Source organism: Chitinophaga nivalis, from assembly GCF_025989125.1.
GTDB lineage: Bacteria > Bacteroidota > Bacteroidia > Chitinophagales > Chitinophagaceae > Chitinophaga > Chitinophaga nivalis.
In genome coordinates this window covers 5,440,988-5,467,708 of sequence record NZ_JAPDNR010000001.1, presented here as the reverse complement: position 1 = coordinate 5,467,708, position 26,721 = coordinate 5,440,988, and the positions used below count along the sequence as shown (strand labels likewise).

Genomic DNA, 26,721 nt, shown 5'->3' with positions numbered 1-26,721 from the left:
AAACCAACAGGACTTGTTGAAAAATACAACAGCGGTGTAACGGTTATAAAACGAATAAAATTCAGGAAAGAAAATTAGCATACGCATACATAGGAAATATTCGCAGCGCTGCATACGGAGGGGCGTGAAAGCCCGATGAACCGCAATCTCACCCGTATGCTCAGCCAATAAAGGGAGTGTACCCAATACCTTTCCCGTGTTTTAAAAATTATTTATCCAGGTATGAAAGATGTTTTATCCATACTGTCATCACTTAAGTCTAAAGGCCTAGCCATTGACGTGGATGACACCGGCCTCAATATCCGTTTAAATGGTCCTTTAAGTGCGCTGACGGCATCCGACAAAGCGCAGCTGAAAGACCACAAAGCCGCTATTCTTGATTTCATTAAAGCAGAGCGGAAAAAGAAACAACAACAAGCGACCGGCAATATTCCCCGTATTGCAGACCAGCCATTGTATGTATTATCCAATGCGCAGCGTCGCCTGTGGGTACTCAGCCAGTTTGAAGAAGGTAATATAGCGTATAATATTCCGGGTATTCATGTGTTTGAGGGAACGCTGAATAACGCGGCGTTGGAAACCGCTTTCCAGCAACTGTTGCAACGGCATGAGAGTCTCCGCACAGTGTTTGTACAGGATGAAGCCGGCATAGTATGGCAACAGGTATTGGCGCCGGAAGCTACCGGATTTCAGGTGGAATACCAGGACCTGCAGGGAGTGCCGGAAGCAGAGCAGCCGCTGAAAAGTCTGTTGCAGGGTTTTTGTACCCGGCCTTTTGACCTGGCGGCAGGTCCGCTGCTGCGGGTGGCCGTATTTCGTATCGCCGCACAGAAATGGGTATGCTGTTATGTGTTGCATCACATCATCAGTGATGGTTGGTCGATGGGTATTTTATTGCAGGAATTATTCCGGTATTATGCGGTACACCTGGCCGGCGAAGCGTTGCCGCAGACGCCGTTGTCTATCCAGTACCGGGATTATGCCGCCTGGCAGCAGGCATTGCTGGCAGGAGACGCCTTGCAGACGCACAGGGCCTACTGGCTGGAACAGTTCAGTGGCGCTTTGCCGGTGTTGGACCTACCCCTGGATTTTCCGCGCAGTGCCATCAAAACCTATAACGGTGGATTGGTGACCCATATCATTGCGCCCGATAGCTGTCAGGGTATGCTTCAGCTTTGCCGGGAGCAGGGTGCTACCTTGTTTATGGGACTGCTGGCTGTACTCAACAGTTTATTACATCGTTATACCCAACAGGAAGATATTATTATTGGTACCCCGATTGCGGGGCGTGAACAGGCCGAACTGGAAGACCAGATTGGTTTGTATTTAAATACCCTCGCGTTAAGAACACAGTTCAGCGGAGACGATACTTTCCTGCAGCTGTTACAGCAGATCCGGCAAATAACCCTGGCAGCCTACGATCATCAGGCTTATCCGTTTGATGAACTCGTTGAGGCGTTGCCATTACAACGGGAGATGAGCCGCAGTGCCTTGTTTGATGTGATGCTGATTCTGCAGAACCATGCGGCGGGGCATACGCCCGATCCGGCGCAGACAGGCGGACTGCAGGTAAGTGAATACAATGGCATGGAACACCTGTCCAGCAAATTTGATCTCTCTTTCAATTTCCTGGAAACGACCAGTGGCGCTTTACAGATGGCGATTGAATATAACCGGGACCTGTTTGGCGAAAGCACCATTGCCCGCATCGCTGCCTGTTTTATGCAGTTGCTGACAGCTGCCATCCATCAGCCGGATACGGCGGTGAACCGGCTGCCTGTATTGAATGACGCCACCATACAACAGCTACTGACCGGTTATAATGATACCGCTGCCGACTTCCCGGCCGATCGTTCCATTGTTTCCCTGTTTGAAGAACAGGTACAGGCAACACCGGACAAGACCTCCCTTATATTTGAAGATATACAACTTACTTACCGGGAACTGAACGAACAGGCCAACCGGCTGGCCCGGTTCCTGCAAACCACTTACGGCGTAGAATCCGGCATGCTCGTAGGCATTCAGTGTGCCCGCAGCGAATGGCTGATGATTACCATACTGGGTATCCTGAAAGCTGGTGGCGCTTATGTGCCGGTAGATATGGCCTATCCGGCGCAACGTATCGCACATATTGTGGCCGACAGCCAGTGTAAGGTATTGGTGAATGAAGAAGTACTGGCAGCCTTTAAAGCGGTCAGCCACGCCTATACGCCGGACAATTTGCAAGTGGACATCGCGGCAGACCAGCTGGCCTACGTGATATATACCTCCGGCTCCACGGGGCAACCCAAAGGCGTGATGGTAGAACAACGCAGCGTGGTACGTTTGGTGAAAGGCGCCAACTACTACCACTTCACCGGCGATGAAATATGGCTGGCTACCTGCGCCGTCGCTTTTGATGTGACGACGTTCGAGTACTGGGGCGCCTTGCTGCATGGCGGCAGCCTGGTATTTTGCACACAGGAGGTGCTGCTGGACACCACCCAGCTGGCAGCAGTGTTGGAGGAACAGCAGATCAGCATCGTCTGGTTTACGGCCGGCTGGCTGCATCAGCTCATCGAAGAAGACCTGGAAATGTTCCGTGGCCTGAAAACCATCCTGGCCGGCGGCGATAAATTATCGCCCGATCATATCAATGCCTTGCATGCCCGTTATCCGGACCTGGAAATCATCAATGGATACGGGCCTACAGAAAATACAACTTTCTCTTCCGCCTACCGGATTACCGGTGCGCTGAGCGATATTCCTATCGGGAAACCGATCAGCAACAGCACGGTGTATATCCTCGATCCGTTGCAGCAGTTATCGCTGCCGGGCGCCATCGGCGAAATCTGTGTAGGTGGGTATGGTTTATCCCGGGGATACCTGAACAATCCGGCGCTGACGGCGGAAAAGTTCGTGGCCAATCCGCTGGTGCCTGGTACGCTGATGTATAAAACCGGTGACCTGGGTCGCTGGCTGCCGGATGGCAATATCGCTTTCGCCGGCCGGAAGGATGACCAGGTAAAGATCCGCGGATTCAGAATTGAACCGGGAGAAATTGAAAATGCATTACTGGCCTATGCGCCGGTGGAAACGGCTATCGTGGTAGTACATACCGATGCCGCGGGTGAAAAACAACTGGTCGCCTATATAACGGGCAAGGACCAACTGGATATTACGGCATTGCGGGCCGCGCTGGGGCAAACCCTGCCTGGCTACATGATACCAGCTTACTTTATGCAGCTGGAGCAGCTGCCCCTGACGCCCAATGGTAAAACAGACCGGCGTAATCTGCCGGACCCGGTAGGCACGGCAGTACTTTCTGCGGTGACTTATATCGCACCGCGGAATACCACGGAAAAACGGCTGGCTGTTATCTGGGAGGAAGTGCTGGGGAGAACAGAGATCGGAGCAAAAGATAACTTCTTCGACCTGGGAGGTCATAGCCTGAAAGCTACCCGGCTGGCCGGACGTATCTATCAGGCATTTGAAGTGAAATTAGCCCTGAAAGAGCTGATTATTAACCCGGTGCTGGAGCAGCAGGCAGCCCTGATCAGAAAGGGCCTTAAAACGGCTTATATCGCGATTCCCAAGGCGCCGGAGCAGACGTACTACCCTTTGTCATCGGCACAGAAGCGCCTTTTCTTTTTACATGAATTTGCGCCCGGCAGTACCAGCTACAATATGCCGCTGGTCAACTACCTGGGAAAAACGGCCGACAAAGAACGCATCGCCACAGTGTTGCAGCAGCTGATCAACCGGCATGAAAGCTTCCGGACGGCTTTTGTAAAAATAGACGGCATCGCGATGCAGCAGATCCACGCAACGGTGCCGTTTGAGCTGGAAGCACATCAATGCGAAGCAACGGATTTTGCGGCTTATTTAGATGCCTATATACGTCCTTTTGATATCAGTCAGGCGCCTTTAATGCGCTCTTCGCTGGTGGAAGTGAAAGGCCTGGGCTATGTCTGGGTAGTGGATACCCATCACCTGATTTCAGATGGTACATCCCGGCAGGTACTGGCCGAAGATTTTATGCAGTTGTACGGGAACCAGTCATTACCGGAACTACGGCTGCAATACCGCGATTTCTCCACCTGGCAGAATGAGTTGCTGGAAAGCGGAGAATTGAAAGCGCAGGAAACATACTGGTTATCACAGTTTTCCAAAGGGATAGCTAAACTTAATTTTCCGGCAGACCGTCCCCGGCCGGCTGCTTTTACTTTTGAAGGTGATGTATATACGTTTACCCTGGATGCTTCCCTGACGACGCAGGTAAGGAGGTTCGGCATACAGCACCAGGGCACCTTGCAGATGACCCTGTTGGCGGTGTTGAATGTATTATTACATCGGTATACCGGGCAGGATGATCTGTTAATCGGCTGCGGTATTGCGGGGCGTCGGCATCCCGAACTGGAACGTATTGTAGGCATGTTCGTCAATACGCTGGCTATCAGGAACTATCCCCATGCGGAGCAACATTTTGCTGCGTTCTATAAAGAAGTGGCAGATGCCTGTATCGCCGCCTACGAAAACCAGGATGTGCAGTTTGAAGACCTGGTGGATATGTTGAAGCTGGAGCGCGACCCGTCCGCCAATCCCATCTTTGATGTGGCGCTGGTCGTACAGAATTTTGTGGAAACGACAGGCGATACCTCCGTATTGTCAGTACCGGTACCGGAAGATAACAGGGATATCTTATCGCAATGGAATGGTACCCGCACGACCAAGTTTGATATGTCGTGGTTTGTAACGGAAAGAAGTGAGGATATAGTTATTAACCTGGAATATTACGCCGCTATTTACGATCGTACCAGCATAGAACGGCTGGCAGCGCATTTCATAGAGGTATTAAAAACCGTATTGGCGCAACCGGATATTTTCTTATCCGGCATCAGTTTATTGACGCCCACAGCTGCCGAAGCTTTATTAGCGGATTATGTCAGGGGAGAAAGGCAGGACGTGTCAGACCATGCCACCTTCCACGAGATCTTTGAAAAACAGCGTGCCGTCAGCTCGGAAAATACGGCGGTAACAGATAAAACAACGTCGCTGACCTATCAGGCGTTGGGGCAGCGTGCAGATGAGCTGGCGCATTTCCTGGTGCATAGCGCCGGACTGCAGCAGGGACAAAGGGTGGGCGTATTGCAATCCCGCAATGCGGCCTTGCCGGTATCTATATTGGCTATTCTGAAAGCAGGTGGTGTGTATGTTCCACTGGATGCCAATTATCCGGAAGAGCGCTTGTTATACATGCTGGAAGATGCGGCTATCCATATTCTGTTGACAGAAAAAGACCGGATTGAATTTGCCAACCGCCTGCAATGGCGGGGCAAAGGGATACAGCAACTGGTGTGTGTAGACAGTGCTGATATCTATCAGGAGCGTGGTTTGTGGCGGAATGACCTGATGCGCAAAGACCTGTGGGATCACGTGGGCAGCACGGCCACCGATGCGATATCTCAGGGTGGCTGGATGAGCAGTTATACCGGCGAATACCTGTCGGAACGGGAAATGCAGGAGTATAGCGAGAACGCTTATCTGAAATTGAAAGATTATCTGCACCCGGCCATGCGGGTGCTGGAAATAGGTTGTTCTTCGGGATTGACGATGTTTCAGATTGCCCCCTATGTAGGCGCCTACCATGGAACAGACCTCTCATCCGTTATTCTGGAAAATACCGCTAATGCCGTTACAGAGAAAGGATATACGCATATCACGCTTTCCTGTATGCCGGCGCATGAAATAGATCAGCTGACGGATGAGGGTTTCGATCTGGTGATCATCAACAGTGTAATCCAGAGCTTTGACGGACATAACTACTTACGAGGGGTATTGGAAAAGGCCATCGGGAAAATGAAAAATACCGGCTGGCTTTTTATCGGAGATATCATGGACGAAGACAGACGGCAGGCATTGATTGATGACCTGACTGCTTTCAAACGATCCCACGAAGGAGCGGGTGTCCGGACTAAAACAGATCTGTCGGCAGAATTATTTGTATCAAAAGATTACCTGGATGACCTGATCCGCGACAACATAGGAATAGCGGATATTCATTACAGTGATAAGATCTATACCATTGCCAATGAATTAACGGACTTCCGTTATGATGCCCTGCTGCATATCAATAAGGAGCGGCCTTTGACACGGAACGGTAAGCACCGGTACCAGCATGATCTCCGGCATATCGGCGCGCATGAGGGAAAGGTCTTACGTACCAATGTAAGCAATACAGACCTGGCCTATATCATCTATACGTCGGGGTCCACCGGCAAACCTAAAGGGGTGATGGTGGCACATGAAAACATCGTATCCTTTCTGGAAAAATGCCGCAAAACATTCCGGCCGGATGGAACGTTGGTGATGCCGGTATTGGCATCGCATGCATTTGACATTTCGCTGTTTGAACTGTTCCTGCCCTTGCTGGCCGGAGGTACAGCGATGCTGATACATGAGGACGACGTGAAGGATATACCGTACTTAATCACACAATTACAACAAGTCACCGCCTTCCATACGGTACCTGCACTGATGTCGCAGGTGACCGGTTACATTACTGAAACCGGCATAAAAGAAAAATATCCGGCTATAAAAGAATTGTTTGTAGGAGGAGATGCCGTGCCTACCAGTGTACTGGAAGCGATGCGGGACGTATTCCCGCAGGCACACATCCATGTGCTGTATGGCCCTACGGAAAGTACCATCTTTGTAACGGCTAATCATTACGAAAGTGGAGCCACCACGCCGTTCAGGGGCACGCTGATCGGAAAGCCCAATGCCGGAACGGAAGTGTATATACTGGACGAATACCAGCAACTGGTGCCGGTAGGGGTAATAGGAGAGATCTGTCTGGGCGGTAACATTGTGTCGCAGGGTTATCTGAACCAGCCTGCACTGACGGCAGAAAAATTTGTATCCAATCCCTTTAATAAAACAACCCGCCTGTACAAAACCGGTGACCTGGGCAGATGGCTGGCAGATGGTAACATCGAATTTGCCGGTCGTAAAGATGCACAGGTGAAAATACGAGGCTACCGCATAGAGCTGGAAGAAATTGAACATGCTTTGCAACGGCATCCGGAAATAGCGGCCAGCGTTGTAATCGCCCGGACGAATACGGCAGGAGAAAAGGAACTGGTGGCATATATTGTTAGTAAGACGGAGTTGAATATCGCCGACATGCGCGCGCATTTAGGGAAGTCATTGCCGGATTATATGCTCCCTACGCACTATGTGCCTTTAATGGCATTGCCATTAACGCCCAATGGTAAAGTAGACCGCAGGAATCTGCCTGATCCGGCAGAGATGAGTCTCGCTACCGGCGCTGCGTATATCCCTCCGCGTAATGAAACAGAAGCGAAGCTGGTACAGATATGGCAGGAGATATTAGGCCGCGAAGGCATCAGCGTAAAAGATCATTTCTTTGAGAGAGGAGGCCATAGCTTAAAAGCCACCCGCTTATCCAGCCAGATACATAAAGTCTTTGATGTTAAGGTAGCGCTCAACGAACTGTTCTCAAGAGTCATACTGGAAGATCAGGCATTGCTGATTGCAGCTGCACTTAAAACAACTTTTACTACGATACCGGTAGCAGACCCGCAGCCTGCTTATGTACTGTCGTCGTCGCAGCGCAGACTATGGGTGTTGAGTCAGTTTACCGCTGGCAATATTGCCTACAACATGCCGGGGGTACAGGTCTTTGAAGGCAACCTGGATCGGGAAGCGCTGGAAGCTTCCTTTGCAGCATTGATTGCCAGACATGAAAACCTGCGTACTGTTTTCAGAGAGGCAGACGAAGTATACCAGCTGATACTGCCGGCAACAGACATCCGGTTTAGGGTAGGCTATGAGGATCTGCGGCAGGAGAAAGAACAGGATACAGTCGTAAAACAACGGGTGGCAGCCGCTGTAGCGCAACCCTTTGACTTGGCTGCCGGGCCTTTGTTGCGGGCAGACTTATACCAGGTGACCGATCATACCTGGGTATTCAGCTATGTGATCCATCATATCATCAGCGATGGCTGGTCTATGGAAGTGTTGATCCGTGAATTGCTGCAATTATACAATGGCTTCGTAAAAGGAATGCCGGTAGCATTACCGCCTTTGCGCATCCAGTACAAAGATTATGCAGCCTGGCAGCAGGCGCAGTTGAAAGACGAGACGGTAAATGCGCACAGAAATTATTGGCTGACACAGTTCGCAGGACCTTTACCGGTACTGGAATTGCTGGCAGATAAACCACGTCCGGCAGTAAGAACTTTTAATGGAGCGATGATCGACTGGCAGATACCAGCATCACTAAGTAAAGGTTTACTGGCCTTGAGCCACGGGCAGGGTGCTACCTTGTTCATGGGGTTACTGGCCCTGGTGAAGGCACTGTTATACCGGTATACCGGTCAGGAAGATATCATTACCGGCACTCCTATCGCCGGCAGGGAACATGCCGACCTGGAAAACCAGATAGGCGTTTACATCAATACGCTGGCATTAAGAACCCGCTTTAGCGGAGCTAATAGTTTTGAAACATTACTCTCCCATATCAAAACAGTCACCCTGCAGGCCTACGAACATCAGGCATATCCTTTTGATGAACTGGTAGATGAATTGCCACTTAAAAGAGATATGAGCAGGAGCGCCTTGTTTGATGTGATGGTGGCATTGCAGAATGCTAAAATGAATGAGGGTACGGTACTGCGTCTGGATGGCTTGCAGGTAAGCGCTTATGCAGAAGAGGTGGCTGCCGGTAGTATGTTTGATCTGATCTTTAACTTTATAGAAGAAGGGGAAGAGATCCGGGCAAATATTCAGTATAATACAGACATCTATACCACCAGTGCGATAGAACGGTTAACACGGCACTTATCGCAATTACTGGTTGCCGTCATCGCACAACCTGCTGCTCCGCTACAACAACTGGACTATTTAAGTGCAGCAGAAAAAGATACGTTGTTAACCGGATTTAATGATACCGCAACAGCGGAAGGACCACACCCTACGCTGCTGCAAATGTTTGCAGAACAGGTACAGCAAACCCCCGATAATATTGCCCTGGTGTGGGAAGATACTTCGCTTACCTATAAAGCACTGGATGAAACATCCAACCAGCTGGCGAACTATTTGAAACAGCAATATCATATACAGGCGGAAGAACGGGTAGGTATTATGCTGCACCGATCGGCTGCATTAATGGTGGGGATATTAGGCGTACTGAAATCCGGTGGCGTATATGTGCCTGTTGATCCGGAACATCCTGCCGGCAGAAAAGCCTTTATCACCAGTGATGCCGGCATCAAAGTACTGATTACCGAAACAGCAGCTGCTGTTGACGCGGCATATTACGCTGGCCCCGTGCTGGACATAACTGCGGCATTGGCAGCTTCTGCGCATGATACAGCAGCCCCGGAGCTGGGGGTACAGGCAGATAACCTGGCCTACATTATTTACACATCAGGATCTACGGGAACACCTAAAGGAGTGATGATTGCGCACGGGAGCATCATATCCTTTTTGGAAAAATGTAGAAAAACATTCCGGCCGGATAGCACCATGGTGATGCCGGTGTTGGCATCCCATGCATTTGATATTTCCTTGTTTGAGATGTTCCTGCCCCTGCTGGCGGGAGGTACAGCCAGGATGATAGCAGAAGAAAACGTAAAGGATATCCCTTATCTGGCGGCGCAATTGCAAAGCGTCACGGCATTTCACGCTGTGCCGGCATTGATGTCGCAGATAACCGGACACATTACTGAAACCGGCACCCAGGAAAGCTATACGGCCATAAAAGCGCTGTTTGTAGGCGGAGATGTGGTGCCTACGAGTGTACTCGAGGCCATGCGGGACGTATTCCCGCAGGCGGCTATTCATGTGTTGTACGGTCCTACGGAAAGCACCATTTTTGTGACAACCCGGCATTATGAAAGTGAAACCAATACACCATTCAGGGGTACGTTCATTGGAAAGCCCAATGCCGGCGTGAAAGTATACATCCTGGATGCATACCGGCAACTGGTGCCCACCGGCGTTACCGGAGAAATATATGTAGGAGGTACTATTCTGGCGCAGGGCTACCTGAACCAGCCTGTACTGACAGCAGAAAAATTTATACCCAATCCCTTTAATACAGCAGAGCGCTTATACAGCACCGGCGACCTGGGACGCTGGCAGGCAGATGGCAGTATTGAATTTGCCGGCCGTAAAGATGCGCAGGTAAAAATACGTGGCTACCGGATAGAGTTGGGAGAAATTGAACATGCGCTGCAACAGCATCCGGCCATAACAGATACGGTAGTAATAGCGTGGCCGAATGCTACCGGAGAAAAAGAACTGGTGGCATATATCGTCGGAGAGGCAGACCTGCATATCGCCGGACTGCGTGCGCACTTAAGCAAATCGTTACCGGATTATATGGTACCTGCGCATTATGTACCATTAGCGGCCTTGCCGCTGACACCCAATGGTAAGGTAGATAGAAAAAATCTGCCCGATCCGGCGGAGATGAGCCTGGCTACGGGTACTGCGTATATCCCTCCGCGTAATGAAACAGAAGCGAAGCTGGTATTGATCTGGCAGGAGATATTAGGAAGAGAAATCATCAGTGTGAAGGATAATTTCTTCGATATCGGCGGCCATAGCTTAAAGGCTACACGGCTGTCCGGTCAGATACATAAAGTGTTTGACGTGAAATTATCCTTAAACGAACTATTCTCCCAGGTGGTGCTGGAAGACCAGGCTACACTGATTACACAGGCTGCGAAACAGACCTTTATTACGATACCTCCTGCACCGGTACAAACCGACTACGTATTATCTTCTGCACAACGCCGGTTATGGATATTAAGCCAGTTCACGGAAGGGAATGTGGCTTATAATATCCCCGGTGTGCATGTGTTTGAAGGCGATTTAAATATCGCTGCGCTGGAACAGGCGTTTAAGGTATTACTGGAGCGGCATGAAATACTGCGCACGGTATTTAAGGAAGATGAACAGGGAGAACTGCGGCAGGTGGTACAATCATTGGCCGGTATTAACTTTCAGATTACGCAGCAAGACCTGCGTGCAACGGCGCAAAGTCCGGAAGAACAGGTACGCCTGGATCAGCTCCGGCCTTTTGATCTGGCGGCAGGACCATTGATTCGCGCCAGTCTCTTACAGGTAGCAGATGAAAAATGGATATTCAGTTACGTGATGCATCACATCATCAGTGATGGTTGGTCAATGGGTATATTGATCCGGGAACTGCTGCAGGTCTATAACGCCTGTCTGCAGGGAGAAGAGTTAACATGGTCTCCCTTACGTATCCAGTATAAAGACTATGCCGTATGGTTGCGCGAACAGTTAAGCGGCGCCGCCTTACAGGCACATAAGGATTACTGGCTGACACAGTTTGCCGGCGCATTGCCGATACTGGATTTGCCGGCAGATAAGCCTCGTCCTGCTGTGAAAACCTATAACGGGCATGTCATTCATCAGTTCATTCCTGCTGCTATCAGCCAGGCTTTAAAAGCATTGTGTCAGGAAGAGGGCAGTACCTTGTTTATGGGCTTGCTGGCTGCCGTAAATGCTTTATTGTATAGATATACCCATCAGGAAGATATCATTATAGGTAGTACCATTGCCGGCAGGGAACATGCCGATCTGGAAGACCAGATCGGATTTTACGCACATACACTGGCATTACGTACCCGGTTTAAGGGAGATAATAGTTACCGCGAATTATTGGCATTGGTAAAAGCGTTAACCCTGGGTGCCTATGAACACCAGGTGTATCCTTTCGACGAATTGATAGATGCGTTGGATATGCCGCACGACATGAGCCGGCATCCTCTGTTTGATGTAACCGTGGTACTGCAGAATACGGATACGCATATACCCGGTGCGGCACCAACGTTGCAGGGCCTGCAGACAACCGGTTATGAAGCAGCTATCAATCTGCAAAGTAAGTTTGACCTCTCTTTTAATTTTGTAGAGACAGCAGATGCCATACAGGTAAGTCTGATATATAACACAGACGTCTATACGGAGCCAACCATCCAGCGCCTCTTCCGACACCTGGAGCAATTACTGACGGCCGTAACCGCGGCGCCGGACGTACCCGTGAACATTGTTAATTACTTAAACGAGGCAGAAAAGCAGGAGCTGTTAGTGGCCTTCAATGAAACCGCAACGGTCTGGCCGGCAGATAAAACCATACCAGCCCTCTTTGCCGCACAGGCGCAGCAAACGCCTGATCGCATTGCCCTGGTATTTGAAGCCACCACTTTTACGTACAAAGCGCTGGATGAAAAGGCCAACCAGCTGGCGCATTATTTACAGGCGCAGTATGCGATACAACCGGGCGACTTTGTTGGCATCATGCTGGACCGATCCGCGCAGTTAATCCTCGCTATATTAGGGGTACTGAAATGTGGTGGCGTATATGTACCGGTTGATCCGGAATACCCGGCAGCGCGGAAAGCCTTTATCACAAAAGATACCGGCGTTAAAGTCCTGATCACCCAGACCGATTATATTTTTGACCTGGACTATTACGAGGGTCCTGTGTTCGCCATCGATGTGCAGCTGGAAGAAGCGAATGGTAGTGTGGTAGCACCGGTGGTTGATTTGCATGCCGATCATTTGGCGTATGTGATGTATACCTCCGGTTCTATGGGAGTGCCGAAAGGCGTGATGGTACCACATCGGGGCGTCGTGCGTTTAGTGAAGCCTGCCAGCTTTGTGGATTTAACCGGTTATGAAACATTGTTGTCTACCGGCGCGGTGTCGTTTGATGCCACCAGTTTTGAATACTGGGGCATGTTGCTGAATGGTGGTAAGCTGGTGTTGTGCCGGAAGGAGGTATTGCTGGATAGCCGGCAGTTGGCGGCAACGATTCAGGCACACGGCGTAGATATGATGTGGTTTACAGCTGGTTGGTTAAATGAATTGGCAGACAGGGATATTCATTTATTCGCCGGCCTGAAAACGGTACTGGCCGGGGGCGACAGACTATCGCCGGCACATATCAATGCATTGTTGCAGCATCATCCACACATCCGTATTGTCAATGGTTATGGTCCTACAGAGAACACCACGTTCTCGCTGACTTATCCGGTCATGACTGCCTGCGAGGATGTGCCGGTAGGAAAACCCATTGGCAATAGTACGGCCTATATCCTGGATAGTCAGCTGCAACCCGTGCCCATAGGCGTGGTGGGGGAGATCTGTGTAGGCGGCGCCGGTCTTGCGCAAGGCTATTTAAACCAGCCGGATCTGACCGCCGCGAAATTTATAGCACACCCTTTCATCGCTGGTGAACGGCTTTATAAAACAGGTGATCTGGGCAGGTGGTTACCGGATGGAAATATTGGTTTTGTGGGCCGTCAGGATGCACAGGTCAAAATCCGGGGATATCGCATAGAGTTAGGGGAGATAGAAAGTGTGTTGCAGCAGGATGCAGCGGTGACGTCTGCAGTAGTGGTGGCCAGATCCAACCGTGCGGGAGATAAGGAACTGGTGGCTTACCTGGTAGGTAAAACAACGTTGCATATTGCAGCGATACGCGCCGCATTAGGTAAACATTTACCCGACTATATGGTGCCGGGCTATTTTATCCAGCTGGAAGCCTTACCCTTAACCGCCAACGGTAAAGTAGACCGTAACAATCTGCCAGATCCCGAAGGAATGGATATGCATACCGGTGTGCCTTACATCGCGCCGCGCAATGAAACAGAAGAAAAGCTGGTGTTGGTATGGAAAGAGATACTGGGCAGGGAACAGATCAGCGTAAAAGATAACTTCTTTGAAATAGGCGGCCATAGCTTAAAGGCAACCCGTTTATCGAGCCAGATACACAAAGTGTTTGATGTAAAGGTTTCTTTAAACGAATTGTTCTCGCTGACGGTGCTGGAAGAACAGGCCGTATTGATTGCACAGGCAGTCAAAGATACTTTCGTTACGATACCACAGGTGCCGGAACAAAACGGATATGAGCTTTCTTCTTCCCAGCGCAGACTATGGGTGTTGGGGCAGTTTACCGCCGGGAATATGGCTTACAATCTACCGGGGGTATATGTATTTGAAGGCGATTTGAACAGGGAGGCCTGGGAGCATGCTTTTTATGCTTTACTGGAACGGCATGAAATACTGCGTACCGTATTCAGAGAAGATGAAACGGGCAAGCTGCTGCAATTTATACTGACCATACCCGAGATTGGTTTCAGAATTTCCTACAGAGATCTGCGGCAGGAAACCGCGCGCGAACAGCTGGCCAATACGCTGGTGCAAAATGCGTTTGTACAACCCTTTGATCTGGCCGCAGGCCCATTGCTAAGAGCCGGGCTGTATCAGTTAACCGATCAGCAATGGGTGTTTAGCTATGTGATGCATCACATCATCAGTGATGGCTGGTCCATGGGCGTGTTGATCAAAGAGTTGTTACAGTTGTACAATGCCTTTATTAAAGGGGAAACGGCAGTACTACCGCCTTTACGTATCCAGTATAAAGATTACGCCGCCTGGCAACAGGCGCAGTTAAGTGGGGCTGCCTTACAGTTGCACAGAGACTATTGGCAGCAGCAGTTTACAGCGCCACTGCCGATATTGGATTTGCCGGTAGATAAGCCGCGTCCTGCTATAAAAACGTATAACGGTGGAGCCATACACGGGGTGATTAATGCCGCTGCCAGCCAGGGATTGAAGGCATTGTGCCAGGAACAGGGCAGCACGCTGTTTATGGGCTTACTGGCTATTGTAAATACCTTGTTTTATCGGTATACCCGTCAGGAAGATATGGTGATTGGTAGTCCGATCGCCGGCAGGGAACATGCCGATCTGGAAGATCAGATCGGGTTTTATGTGAACACGTTGGCATTACGTACCCGTTTTAAAGGAGGAAATAGTTACCGCGAATTACTGGAGCTGGTAAAAGCGCTGACCCTGGATGCTTATGAACACCAGGTCTTTCCTTTCGATGAGTTGGTGGATGTGCTGGATATACCTTATGACATGAGCCGGAATCCATTGTTTGATGTAACCGTAGCGTTACAGAATACGTCTATGGATACCCATAAACCGGGTGAGGCACAAACCCTGGGTGCGTTGCAGGTCAGCAGTTATATTGAGTCGGTAAGTCCGCAAAGCAAGTTCGACTTGTCTTTTGATTTTGAAGAAACGGGAGCCACCATCCGTACCACCCTGGTATATAACACCGATATCTATACGAAAGATACCATGGCGCGCCTGTTTCGTCATCTGGAGCAATTGTTGGCCGCTGTCACCGCTACGCCGGATATACCTATTGATACCATTCGTTATTTAAGCCAGGAAGAAGAGCAGGAGCTGCTGGTAGCCTTCAATAAAACAACGATGGCTTATCCCGCAGACAAAACCATACCGGCCCTTTTTGCGGCACAGGCACGGAAAACGCCTGATCGCACCGCCCTGGTATTTGAAGATACCACGTTTACCTACAACGCACTGGATGAAAAGACGAACCAGTTGGCGCATTATTTACGGGCGCAGTATGCTATACAGCCCGGTGATTTTGTCGGCATCATGCTGGACAGATCCGCAGATTTAATCATTACCATATTAGGCGTACTGAAATGCGGTGGGGTGTATGTGCCGGTTGATCCGGAGTACCCGGCAGCACGGAAAGCCTTTATCACAAATGATACCGGCATCAAAGTGCTGATCACGCAGGCTGCTTACATGGCCGACCTGGACTATTACGAAGGGCCTGTTTTCGCCATCAGCGCACAGCCGGAAGACGCAGCTGGTAGCGTGGATGCGCCGGACCTTGATTTACAGGCCGATCATTTGGCTTATGTGATGTACACCTCCGGTTCTATGGGGGTGCCGAAAGGGGTAATGGTACCGCATCGGGCGGTCGTGCGTTTGGTGAAGCCGGCCAGCTTTGTTGCCTTAACCGGTCATGAAACCTTGTTGTCTACAGGGGCGGTTTCCTTTGATGCCACCAGCTTTGAATACTGGAGTATGCTGCTGAATGGTGGTAAGCTGGTGTTATGCAGCAAAGAAGTATTGCTGGACAGCGGGCAATTATCAGCTGCTATCCAGGAACACGGAGTAGATATGATGTGGTTTACAGCCGGTTGGTTAAATGAGCTGGTAGACAGGGATGTGAGTTTGTTCCGTGGTCTGAAAACCGTATTGGCCGGAGGCGACAGATTATCGCCGGCACATATCAATGCGTTGTTGCATCACCATCCGGGCATCAGTATTATCAATGGATATGGCCCTACCGAAAACACCACCTTCTCTTTGACCTATCCGGTCATGACTGCCTGTGAAGAAGTACCGGTAGGAAAACCAATCGGCAACAGTACGGTCTACATCCTGGACAACCGGCAACAACCCGTGCCCATAGGTGTAGTCGGTGAGATCTGTGTAGGTGGCGCCGGTCTCGCGCAAGGCTATTTAAACCAGCCGGATCTGACCGCCGCGAAATTTATAGCACACCCTTTCATCTCAGGAGAACGACTTTATAAAACAGGTGATCTGGGCAAGTGGTTGCCGGATGGAAATATTGGTTTTATCGGCCGTCAGGATGCCCAGGTAAAGATCCGCGGGTATCGGATAGAGTTGGGAGAGATAGAAAGTGTGTTGCAGAGCGATGCCACGGTGACGTCTGCCGTGGTGGTTGCGAGGTCCAACCGTGCGGGAGATAAGGAGCTGGTGGCTTATCTGGTAGGCAAAACAGCGTTGAATATTTTAGCGATACGTGCTGTATTAAGCAAACATCTGCCCGACTACATGGTGCCGGGTTATTTTATCCAGCTGGAGGCTTTGCCATTAACCGCCAACGGTAAAGTAGACCGCAACAACTTACCGGATCCGGAAGGAGCAGGTATGGAAACCGGCGTAGACTATGTAGCGCCGCGCAATGAAACAGAAGCGCAACTGCTGCTGATCTGGCAGGAAATATTGGGCCGGGAAAAGATAGGCGTGAAAGATAACTTCTTTGAAATAGGTGGTCATAGCCTGAAAGCTACCAGAATGGTGATGCAGGTGAAAAAGACATTTAAAACAGCGATAGAACTGAAAAATATTTTCCAGGAACCAACGATTGAAATGCTGGCAGATAAAATTAATAATGATATCTGGCTGCAAACAGCTGTGGTAGCGGAAGATGATGACTACGAAGAAATCAAAATATAACTTAATTCAATACACCATGAGAGCGTTGTTATCTGTATTGCGGGAAAACAACATCAACCTGAAGTTAGAGGCAGGGGAATTATCTGTCCGGTTTCCCAAAGGGAAAGTTGATCCTGCGTTGCTGGCAGCAGTTAAATCCAATAAAGCAGCGCTGATCAGCTACCTGACGTCACTGAATCAGCAAAGCCATTTTCATATTCCGCAGATCAAAGAACAGGCAGGGTATGTACTTTCTTCTTCCCAGCGCCGGTTATGGGTGTTGAGTCGTTTTGGAGAAGGAAATGCGGCCTACAATATACCAGGGGCCTATGTATTTGAAGGAGCGCTGGAGCCGGCTAATCTGGAATATGCATTCCGGGAATTGCTGGAGCGACATGAAATACTGCGTACGGTATTTAGAGAAGATGAAGCGGGAGAACTACATCAGGTTATCCGATCAGTGCAGGATAGCGGTTTCACGATCACCTGTCACGACCTGCGTAAGGAAGATGAAACAGCGCAGCGCCTGCGGGACCTGATCAACGCTTCCTTTATCGCGCCTTTTGACCTGGCGGCCGGTCCGCTGTTACGTGCGGATTTATACCAGGTCGCCGATCATCAATGGGTATTCAGCTATGTGATGCATCATATCATCAGCGATGGGTGGTCTATGCAGGTGTTGATCCAGGAATTGCTGCAAAGCTATAATGCCCGCATGACCGGTAAGGCGGCTGCATTAAAACCGTTGCGTATCCAGTATAAGGATTATGCTGCCTGGCAACAGGGGCAACTGAGTGGCGAAAATTTACAGGCACATAGCCACTACTGGCAGCAACAATTTGAAGGTCCGTTGCCGGTATTGGAACTGCCGGCCGATAAGCCCCGTCCTGCTATCAAAACCTATAACGGCGGCAGTGTACAGAAAGTCCTGGACCCGGAGGTGGGTAAAGCATTACAGGCGTTTTGCCAGGAGCAGGGTACGACCTTGTTTATGGGATTACTGGCGGCTGTAAAGGTATTGCTCTACCGGTATACGCAGCAGGAAGACATCGTTGTGGGCAGTCCCATCGCGGGTAGAGAACATCCCGACCTGGAAGACCAGATAGGGTTTTATGTAAATACCCTGCCATTGCGGTCCCGCTTTTCAGGCGACACCTGTTACCGGGAATTGCTGGCACAGGTAAAACAGGTGACGCTGGGCGCTTACGAACACCAGGTATATCCTTTCGATGAGCTGGTAGGGGCATTGCAGATTCCACACGATATCAGCAGGCATCCTTTGTTTGATATCGTAGTCGTACTACAGAATGGAACGGGCGGTGGCGGCGCTTCTCAACAAACATTGGGCGCATTGAAAGTGAGCCATTATGGAGGAGAAGTAACCACCATGAGCAAGTTTGATCTGGTGTTTGATTTTATAGAGATAGCAGGGGAGATACATTTGAACCTGATATATAACAGTGACATATATACGAAAAATACCGTGGCACAATTCACCCGCCACCTCGAACAAATATTGGGTGCCGTGATGGCCCGGCCGGATCAACCCATTAGCCGTGTCAGTTATTTGACTCCAGAAGAACAACAACAGTTGTTACAGGCATTGCAGGCAACCAGCGTGACATATCCGATGGATAAAACATTGGTAGCGCTGTTGCAGGAGCAAAAAATGAATACGCCGCATCATACCGCTGTTGTTTTTGAAGACCGGACATTAACGTATAGTGAACTACATGCCCGGGCTGCCCGGTTAGCTCACTATCTGCGGCAGCATTATAAAATACAACCCAACGACCTGGTAGGTATACAGCTGGAACGTAGTGAATGGATGATGATAGCCATACTGGGTGTTTTAAAGGCTGGTGGCGCCTATGTGCCCATCGATCCGGCATACCCGCAGGAACGTATTGATTATATCATCACAGATAGTCAATGTAAAGCGGTCATCGACAAACAGAAACTATGGCATTTCGCGCTGGAAGAAGAGCAGTATACCACGGAAGAACCGGCAAGCGTCAATAAGCCCGATGATGTGGCCTATGTTATTTATACTTCCGGTACAACCGGGCATCCTAAAGGCACTTTAATCACGCACAGAAACGTAGTCCGCCTGTTTAAAACCGGTAAACCCTTGTTTGATTTTGGTGCGCACGATGTATGGAGCTTGTTTCATTCCTATTGCTTTGATTTTTCTGTGTGGGAAATGTATGGCGCCCTGTTACACGGTGGTAAGTTAATCGTGGTGCCACTACTGACAGCGAAAGATCCGCAGGCATTCCTGGAATTATTGTATCAGGAGAAAGTAACGGTATTGAACCAAACGCCTGCTGCATTTTATAACCTCATAAAGCAGGAACAGGCCAAAGCAGCAGCTGGTCTGCAGTTGCGTTATGTCATCTTCGGCGGAGAAGCGTTAAGTCCGGCGAGATTGGCGGCGTGGAAAATACGATACCCCCATACCCGATTAATCAATATGTACGGGATTACAGAAACCACGGTGCATGTTACCTATAAGGAAATTACGGATAAGGAGATAGCTGAAAACAGCAGCAGCATTGGCAAGCCGATTCCTACGCTGAGTTGTTATGTGCTGGACCGGTACCAGCAATTGGTACCGCCTGGAGTACCGGGGGAATTATATGTAGGCGGCGCCGGTGTAGCCAAAGGTTATCTGAACCAGCCCGAACTGACCAGCCAGCGTTTCATTACCAGCCCGTTTAAAAATAGAGAACAATGGTATCGCTCCGGTGATCTGGTAAAGCTCCTCGATAGCGGAGAGCTGGAATACCTGGGACGAATAGATGCGCAGGTAAAGGTGCGCGGCTACCGGATCGAATTGGGAGAGATAGAACACGCGATACAGGCGCATCCCGCCATTACCGCTACTGTTGTAGTCGTGAAAAACAATGCAGCAGGCGAAAATGAGCTGGTGGCTTACGTGGTGAGTGCCACCACCTTTAGTACAACAGCACTGCGCACGCATTTAAGCAGTCGTTTGCCCGACTACATGATACCCGGGTACTATATACAGTTGGATGCGTTGCCGTTAACTTCCAACGGGAAGATAGACCGCAAGCTGCTCCCGGAGCCGGAAGGGATAGGCATGGAAACAGGTGTTGCCTATGTAGCACCGCGTAATGAAACAGAAGAAAAGCTGGTATTGATCTGGCAGGAAATATTAGGTAGAGAGCAGATTGGCGTCATGGATAATTTCTTCGAAATAGGGGGGCATAGCCTGAAAGCCACCCGCCTGGCCAGCCAGATCCGGAAAGAATTTGAAGTGGATCTGAACCTGCTGAAGTTGTTGAGTAATCCTACCATTGAAAGTATTGCCCTGGAGATAGAAAAAACCTATTGGGCCAATAAAGGACTGTTTGGAGTGGACAATGTAGAAAGGGTTTCCATATAAATATTTACCTGATGGTTCATCTGCAACGAAACTGCATCCGCATAAATAATTAATCCTGAAAAATAATAACATGGAAAATCCCAACGGCATTATACCTTCTGATTTCCTGACAATGGAATACGACTACATTGAATATTATGTAGGCATGGCCAAAATGGTGGTGTACTGGCATGTAAAAGCATTAGGCTTTAAGGTAGTGGCTTATAGTGGACCAGAAACCGGAGCACCTGACAGATGTTCCTACTACATCGTCAAGAACGATATCAAACTGGTGATCACGGCTGCTTCGCAACCCAGTTCCTATAAGATCGTTTCTTTCGTAGACTTACATGGCAACGGTATCAAAAAGTTAGCTGTGAAAGTGAATCAGGTACGGGAATTTTTTCAGCGTGCCTTGAAGAACGGCGCTATTCCGCTACAACACCCGCATACACTGACGGACGAGCAGGGCAGTGTAGAGATGGCCTCCCTGAAAATGTTTGATGATAATGAGATCGTACTGATCAATTATGATCAGTATAATGGTGATTTCATGCCGGGATATAAAAATATTGAACAGGAATGGGATGAATTCGGGGAAGATACCGCACTGGAAAAAATAGACCACGTCGCCTGCGCGTTGCGCCTGAATGAAATCAATCTGTGGGAAAACTATTTCAACCATATTTTCAATTCAAAAACCGTCAAACAGTTTGATGAAAGGAAGAAAGATGGTGAAAAGAAGATCGGGATGCTCCTGAAAGTATTACAGTCAGAAAATAAACAGGTGAACAATGTACTGGTAGAGCCGGATCATGAAATCAAATCGCAGGTATCGCTGTTCATTGATCAGCACTATGGCGCTGGTATCCAGCACATCGCTTTCAGCTCCGGTAACATTTTTAAATCAGTGGAAACCCTCCGTGCAAACGGGGTACGGTTTACCTCATACCCGGACTCCTATTACAAAAAGCTGTCTGCAAAATATCCTGACCTGGATATCACTCTCCTGAAAAAACATGGTGTGCTGTGCGACGTGCTGGATGGCGCCTTGCTCTTCCAGATTTTTACCACACCCATTGGAGACCGCGCTACTTTCTTCTATGAAATAGTACAAAGAGTAAATAACTACGAAGGTTTTGGACTGGATAATATCCATGCCTTATTTGAAGCCATGGAAACAGAACTGATGGCGAATAGTATTTCATAAGTTAAACACATAATCTTTCCTTATGTTATCGGATTTATATGTAAAGCTGAAACAACTCAAGATCGACGTTCAGTTAGTGGATGGCAACCTGGATGTATTGGCCCCTAAAGGCGTTTTAAATGAGGAGCTGTTAAATGAAATCAAGTCTCATAAAGCGGAGCTGATTGATTTTCTCCATGCCTACAAAACAAAAATGAATGACTATGTTGACATCCATAAAACAGCTCCGCAGGCAAACTACGTCCTGTCGTCTTCTCAGCGGAGACTGTGGGTATTAAACCAGTTCCGGGAAGCCGGCAGCGCATATAATATCCCCGGTGTTTATGTGTTTGAAGGGGCGCTGGATCAGGCAGCACTGGAGTATGCCTTTGCTGCGTTGCTGGTACGCCATGAAAGTTTACGTACTGTGTTTAAGGAAGATGAACACGGACAAATCAGACAATTTATCCTGGAACCGGCAGCAACAGGCTTCCGTATGGTGTATAAAGACCTGCAGCAGGCAGGGGAGGCGAAAGTAAAAGAACACGTACAGGTAGCCTTCAATACCTTGTTCGAACTGGGAACGGGGCCGCTGATACGTGCCAGCTTGTTTCAGACCGGGCCGCATAAATGGGTGTTCACCTACGTGATGCACCACATCATCAGCGATGGCTGGTCTATGGAAATTCTGATAAAGGAATTGCTGCAGTTGTACAATGGCTACCTCAAAGGAGTGACCAATGTGTTATCGCCGCTGCGTATACAGTATAAAGACTATGCTGCCTGGCAGCAGGAGCAGCTGGGCAACGGACAGATGGCCGCACATAAAGCGTATTGGTTGCAACAGTTTGCGGAAGAAGCACCGGTGCTGGCATTGAGCGGCGACAAGATCCGGCCGGCTATTAAAACCTACAATGGTGCGGCGGTGGGCCGGCTGCTGGATACTGCCACTGGTAAAGACTTTAAAGCCTTTTGTCAGCAGCAGGGTGCTACATTATATATGGGCTTACTGGCCGCTGTAAATGCCCTGTTATATCGGTATACCAGCCAGGAAGATATTGTGATAGGTAGTCCGGCAGCAGGAAGGGAGCATGCCGATCTGGAAGACCAGATTGGTTTTTATATCAACACAGCAGCCATGCGAACCCGCTTCAAAGGAGCTGATAGCTTCAAGGCATTGCTGGCTGCAGTAAAGATCAATACTTCCGATGCACATGAGCATCAGTTGTTTCCGTTTGATGAATTGGTGGAAATACTGCAGCCCCAGCGGGACCTGAGCCGTAACGTACTGTTTGATGTATGGCTGGTATTGCATAATGCAGCTACGGTCAGTACCAACACGTCACAGGAACTGGATGGCCTGAAAGTAAGCGGGTATGAAGTAGCAAGCGGGGTCTGTAAGTTTGACCTGACCTTCAACTTCCAGGAAGTAGGAGAAACCATACAGGTACAGATCGAATACAACACGGATATTTATACGCAGCATAGCATCGCGCGGATGGCTGATCACCTGAATCAGCTGGTGGCAGCAGTGATTGCGGCTCCGGATACTGCCCTGCTGGAAATAGATTACCTGACAGCAGCAGAAAAGCAACAACTGCTGCAGGCATTTAATGATACCGCAGCTGCTTATCCGAAAGATACCACACTGGCTGCCTTGTTTGAAGCGCAGGTGCAAAAAACGCCGCAGGCGCCGGCCCTCGTATTTGAAGACCTTTCACTGAGTTATCAGGAAGTAAGTGAAAAGTCGACCCAGCTGGGTAATTATTTAAGAAAGAAGTACCGCATAAAGGTAAATGACCGGGTAGGCATACAGCTGAAAAGAAGCCAGTGGATGATCATCGCGATACTGGGCGTACTGAAAAGCGGCGGCGCCTATGTACCTATAGACCCGGCGTATCCGGAAGACAGGATCGACTTTATGTTGGATGACAGCGAGTGTAAAGTGGTAATAGATGTGCATGAACTGGAATGTTTTATCCAGGAGGCAAAGCTGTATAGCCACCAGTGGGAAGGGCCGGTGAGTGAGCCCCTTGACCTGGCCTATGTGATTTATACCTCCGGCTCTACCGGCCAGCCTAAGGGCGTGATGATCGAACAGCATGCCATTGTCAATACCATTCTGGCACAGCGCAGTGTTTTTGACTTAAAGGGACAGGAAAGAGGATTACAATTTGCTTCCTGTTCATTTGACGCCTCTGTATCAGAAATATTTACCATCCTTACGTCGGGTGGTACCTTATATGTGATCGGAGAAGAGACACGGAAAGATCCCCAGTTGTTTGAACAATATATAGCAGACAACAGGATTGATTTTGCAACCATTCCTCCGGCATGGCTGCAAATGCTGTCCATAGACAAACTGCAACCCATCAGAAAACTCATCTCAGCAGGGGAGGCGGCTGTAGCAGCGCATGCCGCAGCTATTGCTCAGCAGGGTACCTACTATAACGCCTACGGCCCTACGGAAGCAAGTATCTGTGCAACCGTATTCACGATCGCAGCAGGAACACACCTTACAGAGGAGCCTATTCCGGTAGGAACGCCTATTCCCAATACGCAGCTGTACATACTGGATCCGCATATGAACCTGGTTCCTCCGGGTATAACCGGTGAAATATATATAGGCGGAGCCGGACTGGCGAAAGGATACCTGAATCAGGCTGCTTTAACAGCAGAACGTTTTGTGCCCAACCCATTCCATAAAGGAGACCGCATCTATAAAACCGGCGACCTGGGTAAATGGTCAGAATCCGGCAACATCGTCTACATAGGACGCAACGATGACCAGGTAAAGATCCGGGGCTATCGGGTGGAGCTGGCCGAAATCGAAAGCGCCTTAAACACCTATCCCAATATTGATGCGGCAGTGGTAATCCTGGGTACCGGCCATAATGGTGAAAAGGAGTTGCTGGCATATGTAACCGGTAAGGAAGAGCTAACGGTAACGGCTATACAGGAATACCTCGGCAATATACTGCCGGCGTATATGTTGCCGGATCATTTTATGCAGCTGACAGCATTCCCGTTAACCGTCAATGGTAAAGTAGATAAGCGGCAGCTGCAACACCCGCAGGGCTTGGAAATACAGACCGGTGTGGAGTATGTGGCGCCCCGGAATGAAACGGAAGAAAAGCTGGTGCAGCTGTGGGAAGAGATCCTGGACCGGAAAGATATCGGCGTAAAAGATAACTTCTTTAAAGTGGGGGGCCATAGCCTTAAAGGTACTTTACTGCTCACCCGCATTCGTAAAATGTTCGACGTCAATCTCAGCTTGTCAGTTTTATTCAGCCATCCGACTGTAGAAGAACTCTACCACGAAATCGAAAAAACCTACTGGGTCAATGATGACACCGTAGCTACAGAAAATGAAGAAAATATTTCTATCTAAAATTTGAACCCATGGATACGCAATTAGTTTACTTAAGGAACAATGTGAAAGTAGAACCATTGATTAATAACTGGTATGCCTGGCATCATATCATCCCGCCGGTACTGACAGGATTCAATGTGGTAGGCCGGTATATTCCTATTATGGAGTCTTATATCAATGATCCGGAAACCCACGCGAAGGCGGTAAAAGACCCCGCTTTTAAGGGAGGTCCGTTCATTGACCTGGAAGGTAACTGTGCAGAAGAAGTAAGCGCCTTGTTAGAGCGAACCAAAGAGCTGTCCAGGCCATTGTTCGATTTTGTGGCAGCTATCCGTGCCCTCGATAAACTGTTGAGAAGAAAAGCAACCGGGTATGCGATGGAGTCCCTGTATCGTGAAATCCCGGCAGAGCTGAAAGGATATGTGGAGTTGTATTATGACCGGCACCACCGGCCAGACTTCCGTTTCTATGAAGCACTGATCTATAACAGTCCTTATTATATCGAATCTTTTCAGTGCGTAACCTTGTCTTTGATAGAGAAGGATGCCGACAGACCTTTTATATTTTCTACGCCACGCTTATCTAATCCGGACACCCTGGAATTGAAATTGCCATTCCGTGCAACTGCCCTGGACGAACTGTTTAAGATGAAGCGTACCCCGCAAACATTTGACTATATCAAAGAACAGCTGGGCATTACACCGGAGCAGGAACCTTTGTTTAAAAGCCTCTTTACCACGAAAGAACCTGCTACTTACGATAAGTACAACGGGGATAGTATCCGCATCCGGTATTTCGGCCATGCCTGTATCCTGATTGAAACAAAAGAACACAGCATATTACTGGATCCGGTATTGAGCTATACCTACGAGTCTGATATCTCCCGTTATACCTATGATGACCTGCCGGATGAAATTGACTATGTGCTGATTACCCATGGTCACCACGATCATATTCTGATGGAAACCATGCTGCAGATCCGGCATAAGACCAAAAATATTATTGTCGGCAAAAACATTGATGGCGCCCTGCAGGACCCTTCCCTGAAACTGATGCTCAGGCATCTCGGATTTAAAAATATCATTGAACTGACAGACCTGGAACAGGTAGTATCTGATTCCGGCATCGTCATTACCGGCGTGCCTTTTATCGGAGAACACCACGATCTGCATATCAACAGCAAGCTGGGTTATCATATCAGATTGGGAGAATACACCCTGCTGGCTGTGGCAGACGCCTGCAATCAGTCTCCGGAATTGTATGAGCAACTGCATCACTTTACCGGCGACGTAGATGTATTGTTTATGGGCATGGAATGCGACGGATCGCCGGCATCCTGGGTATATGGGCCGGTATTTACCGAAAAGCAGGAACGGGAAAAAGACTTTTCGCGCCGGGGCCGTGGCAGCAATTATAACGAAGGTATCGAGATGGTGCACCGTTTTAATTTTAAGGAAGTGTATGTATATGCCATGGGAGAAGAGCCATGGGTACAGCATATTCTGGATGTGCATTATACCGAACATTCCAATCCGATCATCCAGTCTAATATGTTGATTGAAAAATGTAAGGAAGAAGGTCGGATCGCTGCCCGTCTGTTTGCAGAGAAAGAATTGTTCAGCAGTAAAGCTTTGTATGCTTAAAAATTAGTTA

The 26,721-nt window shown here is 49.1% G+C and carries 5 protein-coding genes; all 5 read left to right on the top strand.

Features of this window, described 5'->3' with window-relative positions; all coding sequences use genetic code 11:
- Positions 1–222 precede the first annotated feature (222 nt).
- The 5 genes from OL444_RS21075 to OL444_RS21055 all read left to right on the top strand — a co-directional run bounded on the left by OL444_RS21075 (position 223) and on the right by OL444_RS21055 (position 26,711).
- Complete coding sequence (locus OL444_RS21075) at positions 223–17,139, top strand: non-ribosomal peptide synthetase (RefSeq protein WP_264729934.1); 16,917 nt, start codon at positions 223–225, stop codon at positions 17,137–17,139.
- A 16-nt stretch (positions 17,140–17,155) separates the two neighbouring features.
- On the top strand, positions 17,156–20,527 hold the full coding sequence (locus tag OL444_RS21070; protein ID WP_264729935.1) for a non-ribosomal peptide synthetase: 3,372 nt from the start codon (positions 17,156–17,158) through the stop codon (positions 20,525–20,527).
- 70 nt (positions 20,528–20,597) lie between these two features.
- Complete coding sequence (gene hppD, locus OL444_RS21065) at positions 20,598–21,716, top strand: 4-hydroxyphenylpyruvate dioxygenase (protein ID WP_264729937.1); 1,119 nt, start codon at positions 20,598–20,600, stop codon at positions 21,714–21,716.
- A gap of 22 nt (positions 21,717–21,738) precedes the next feature.
- Entirely contained in the window at positions 21,739–25,086 is a 3,348-nt protein-coding gene (locus OL444_RS21060) for a non-ribosomal peptide synthetase (protein WP_264729938.1), read from the top strand.
- 11 nt (positions 25,087–25,097) lie between these two features.
- Positions 25,098–26,711, top strand: coding sequence for an MBL fold metallo-hydrolase (locus OL444_RS21055; RefSeq protein ID WP_264729939.1), 1,614 nt, complete (start codon positions 25,098–25,100; stop codon positions 26,709–26,711).
- The last annotated feature ends 10 nt before the right edge of the window (positions 26,712–26,721 follow it).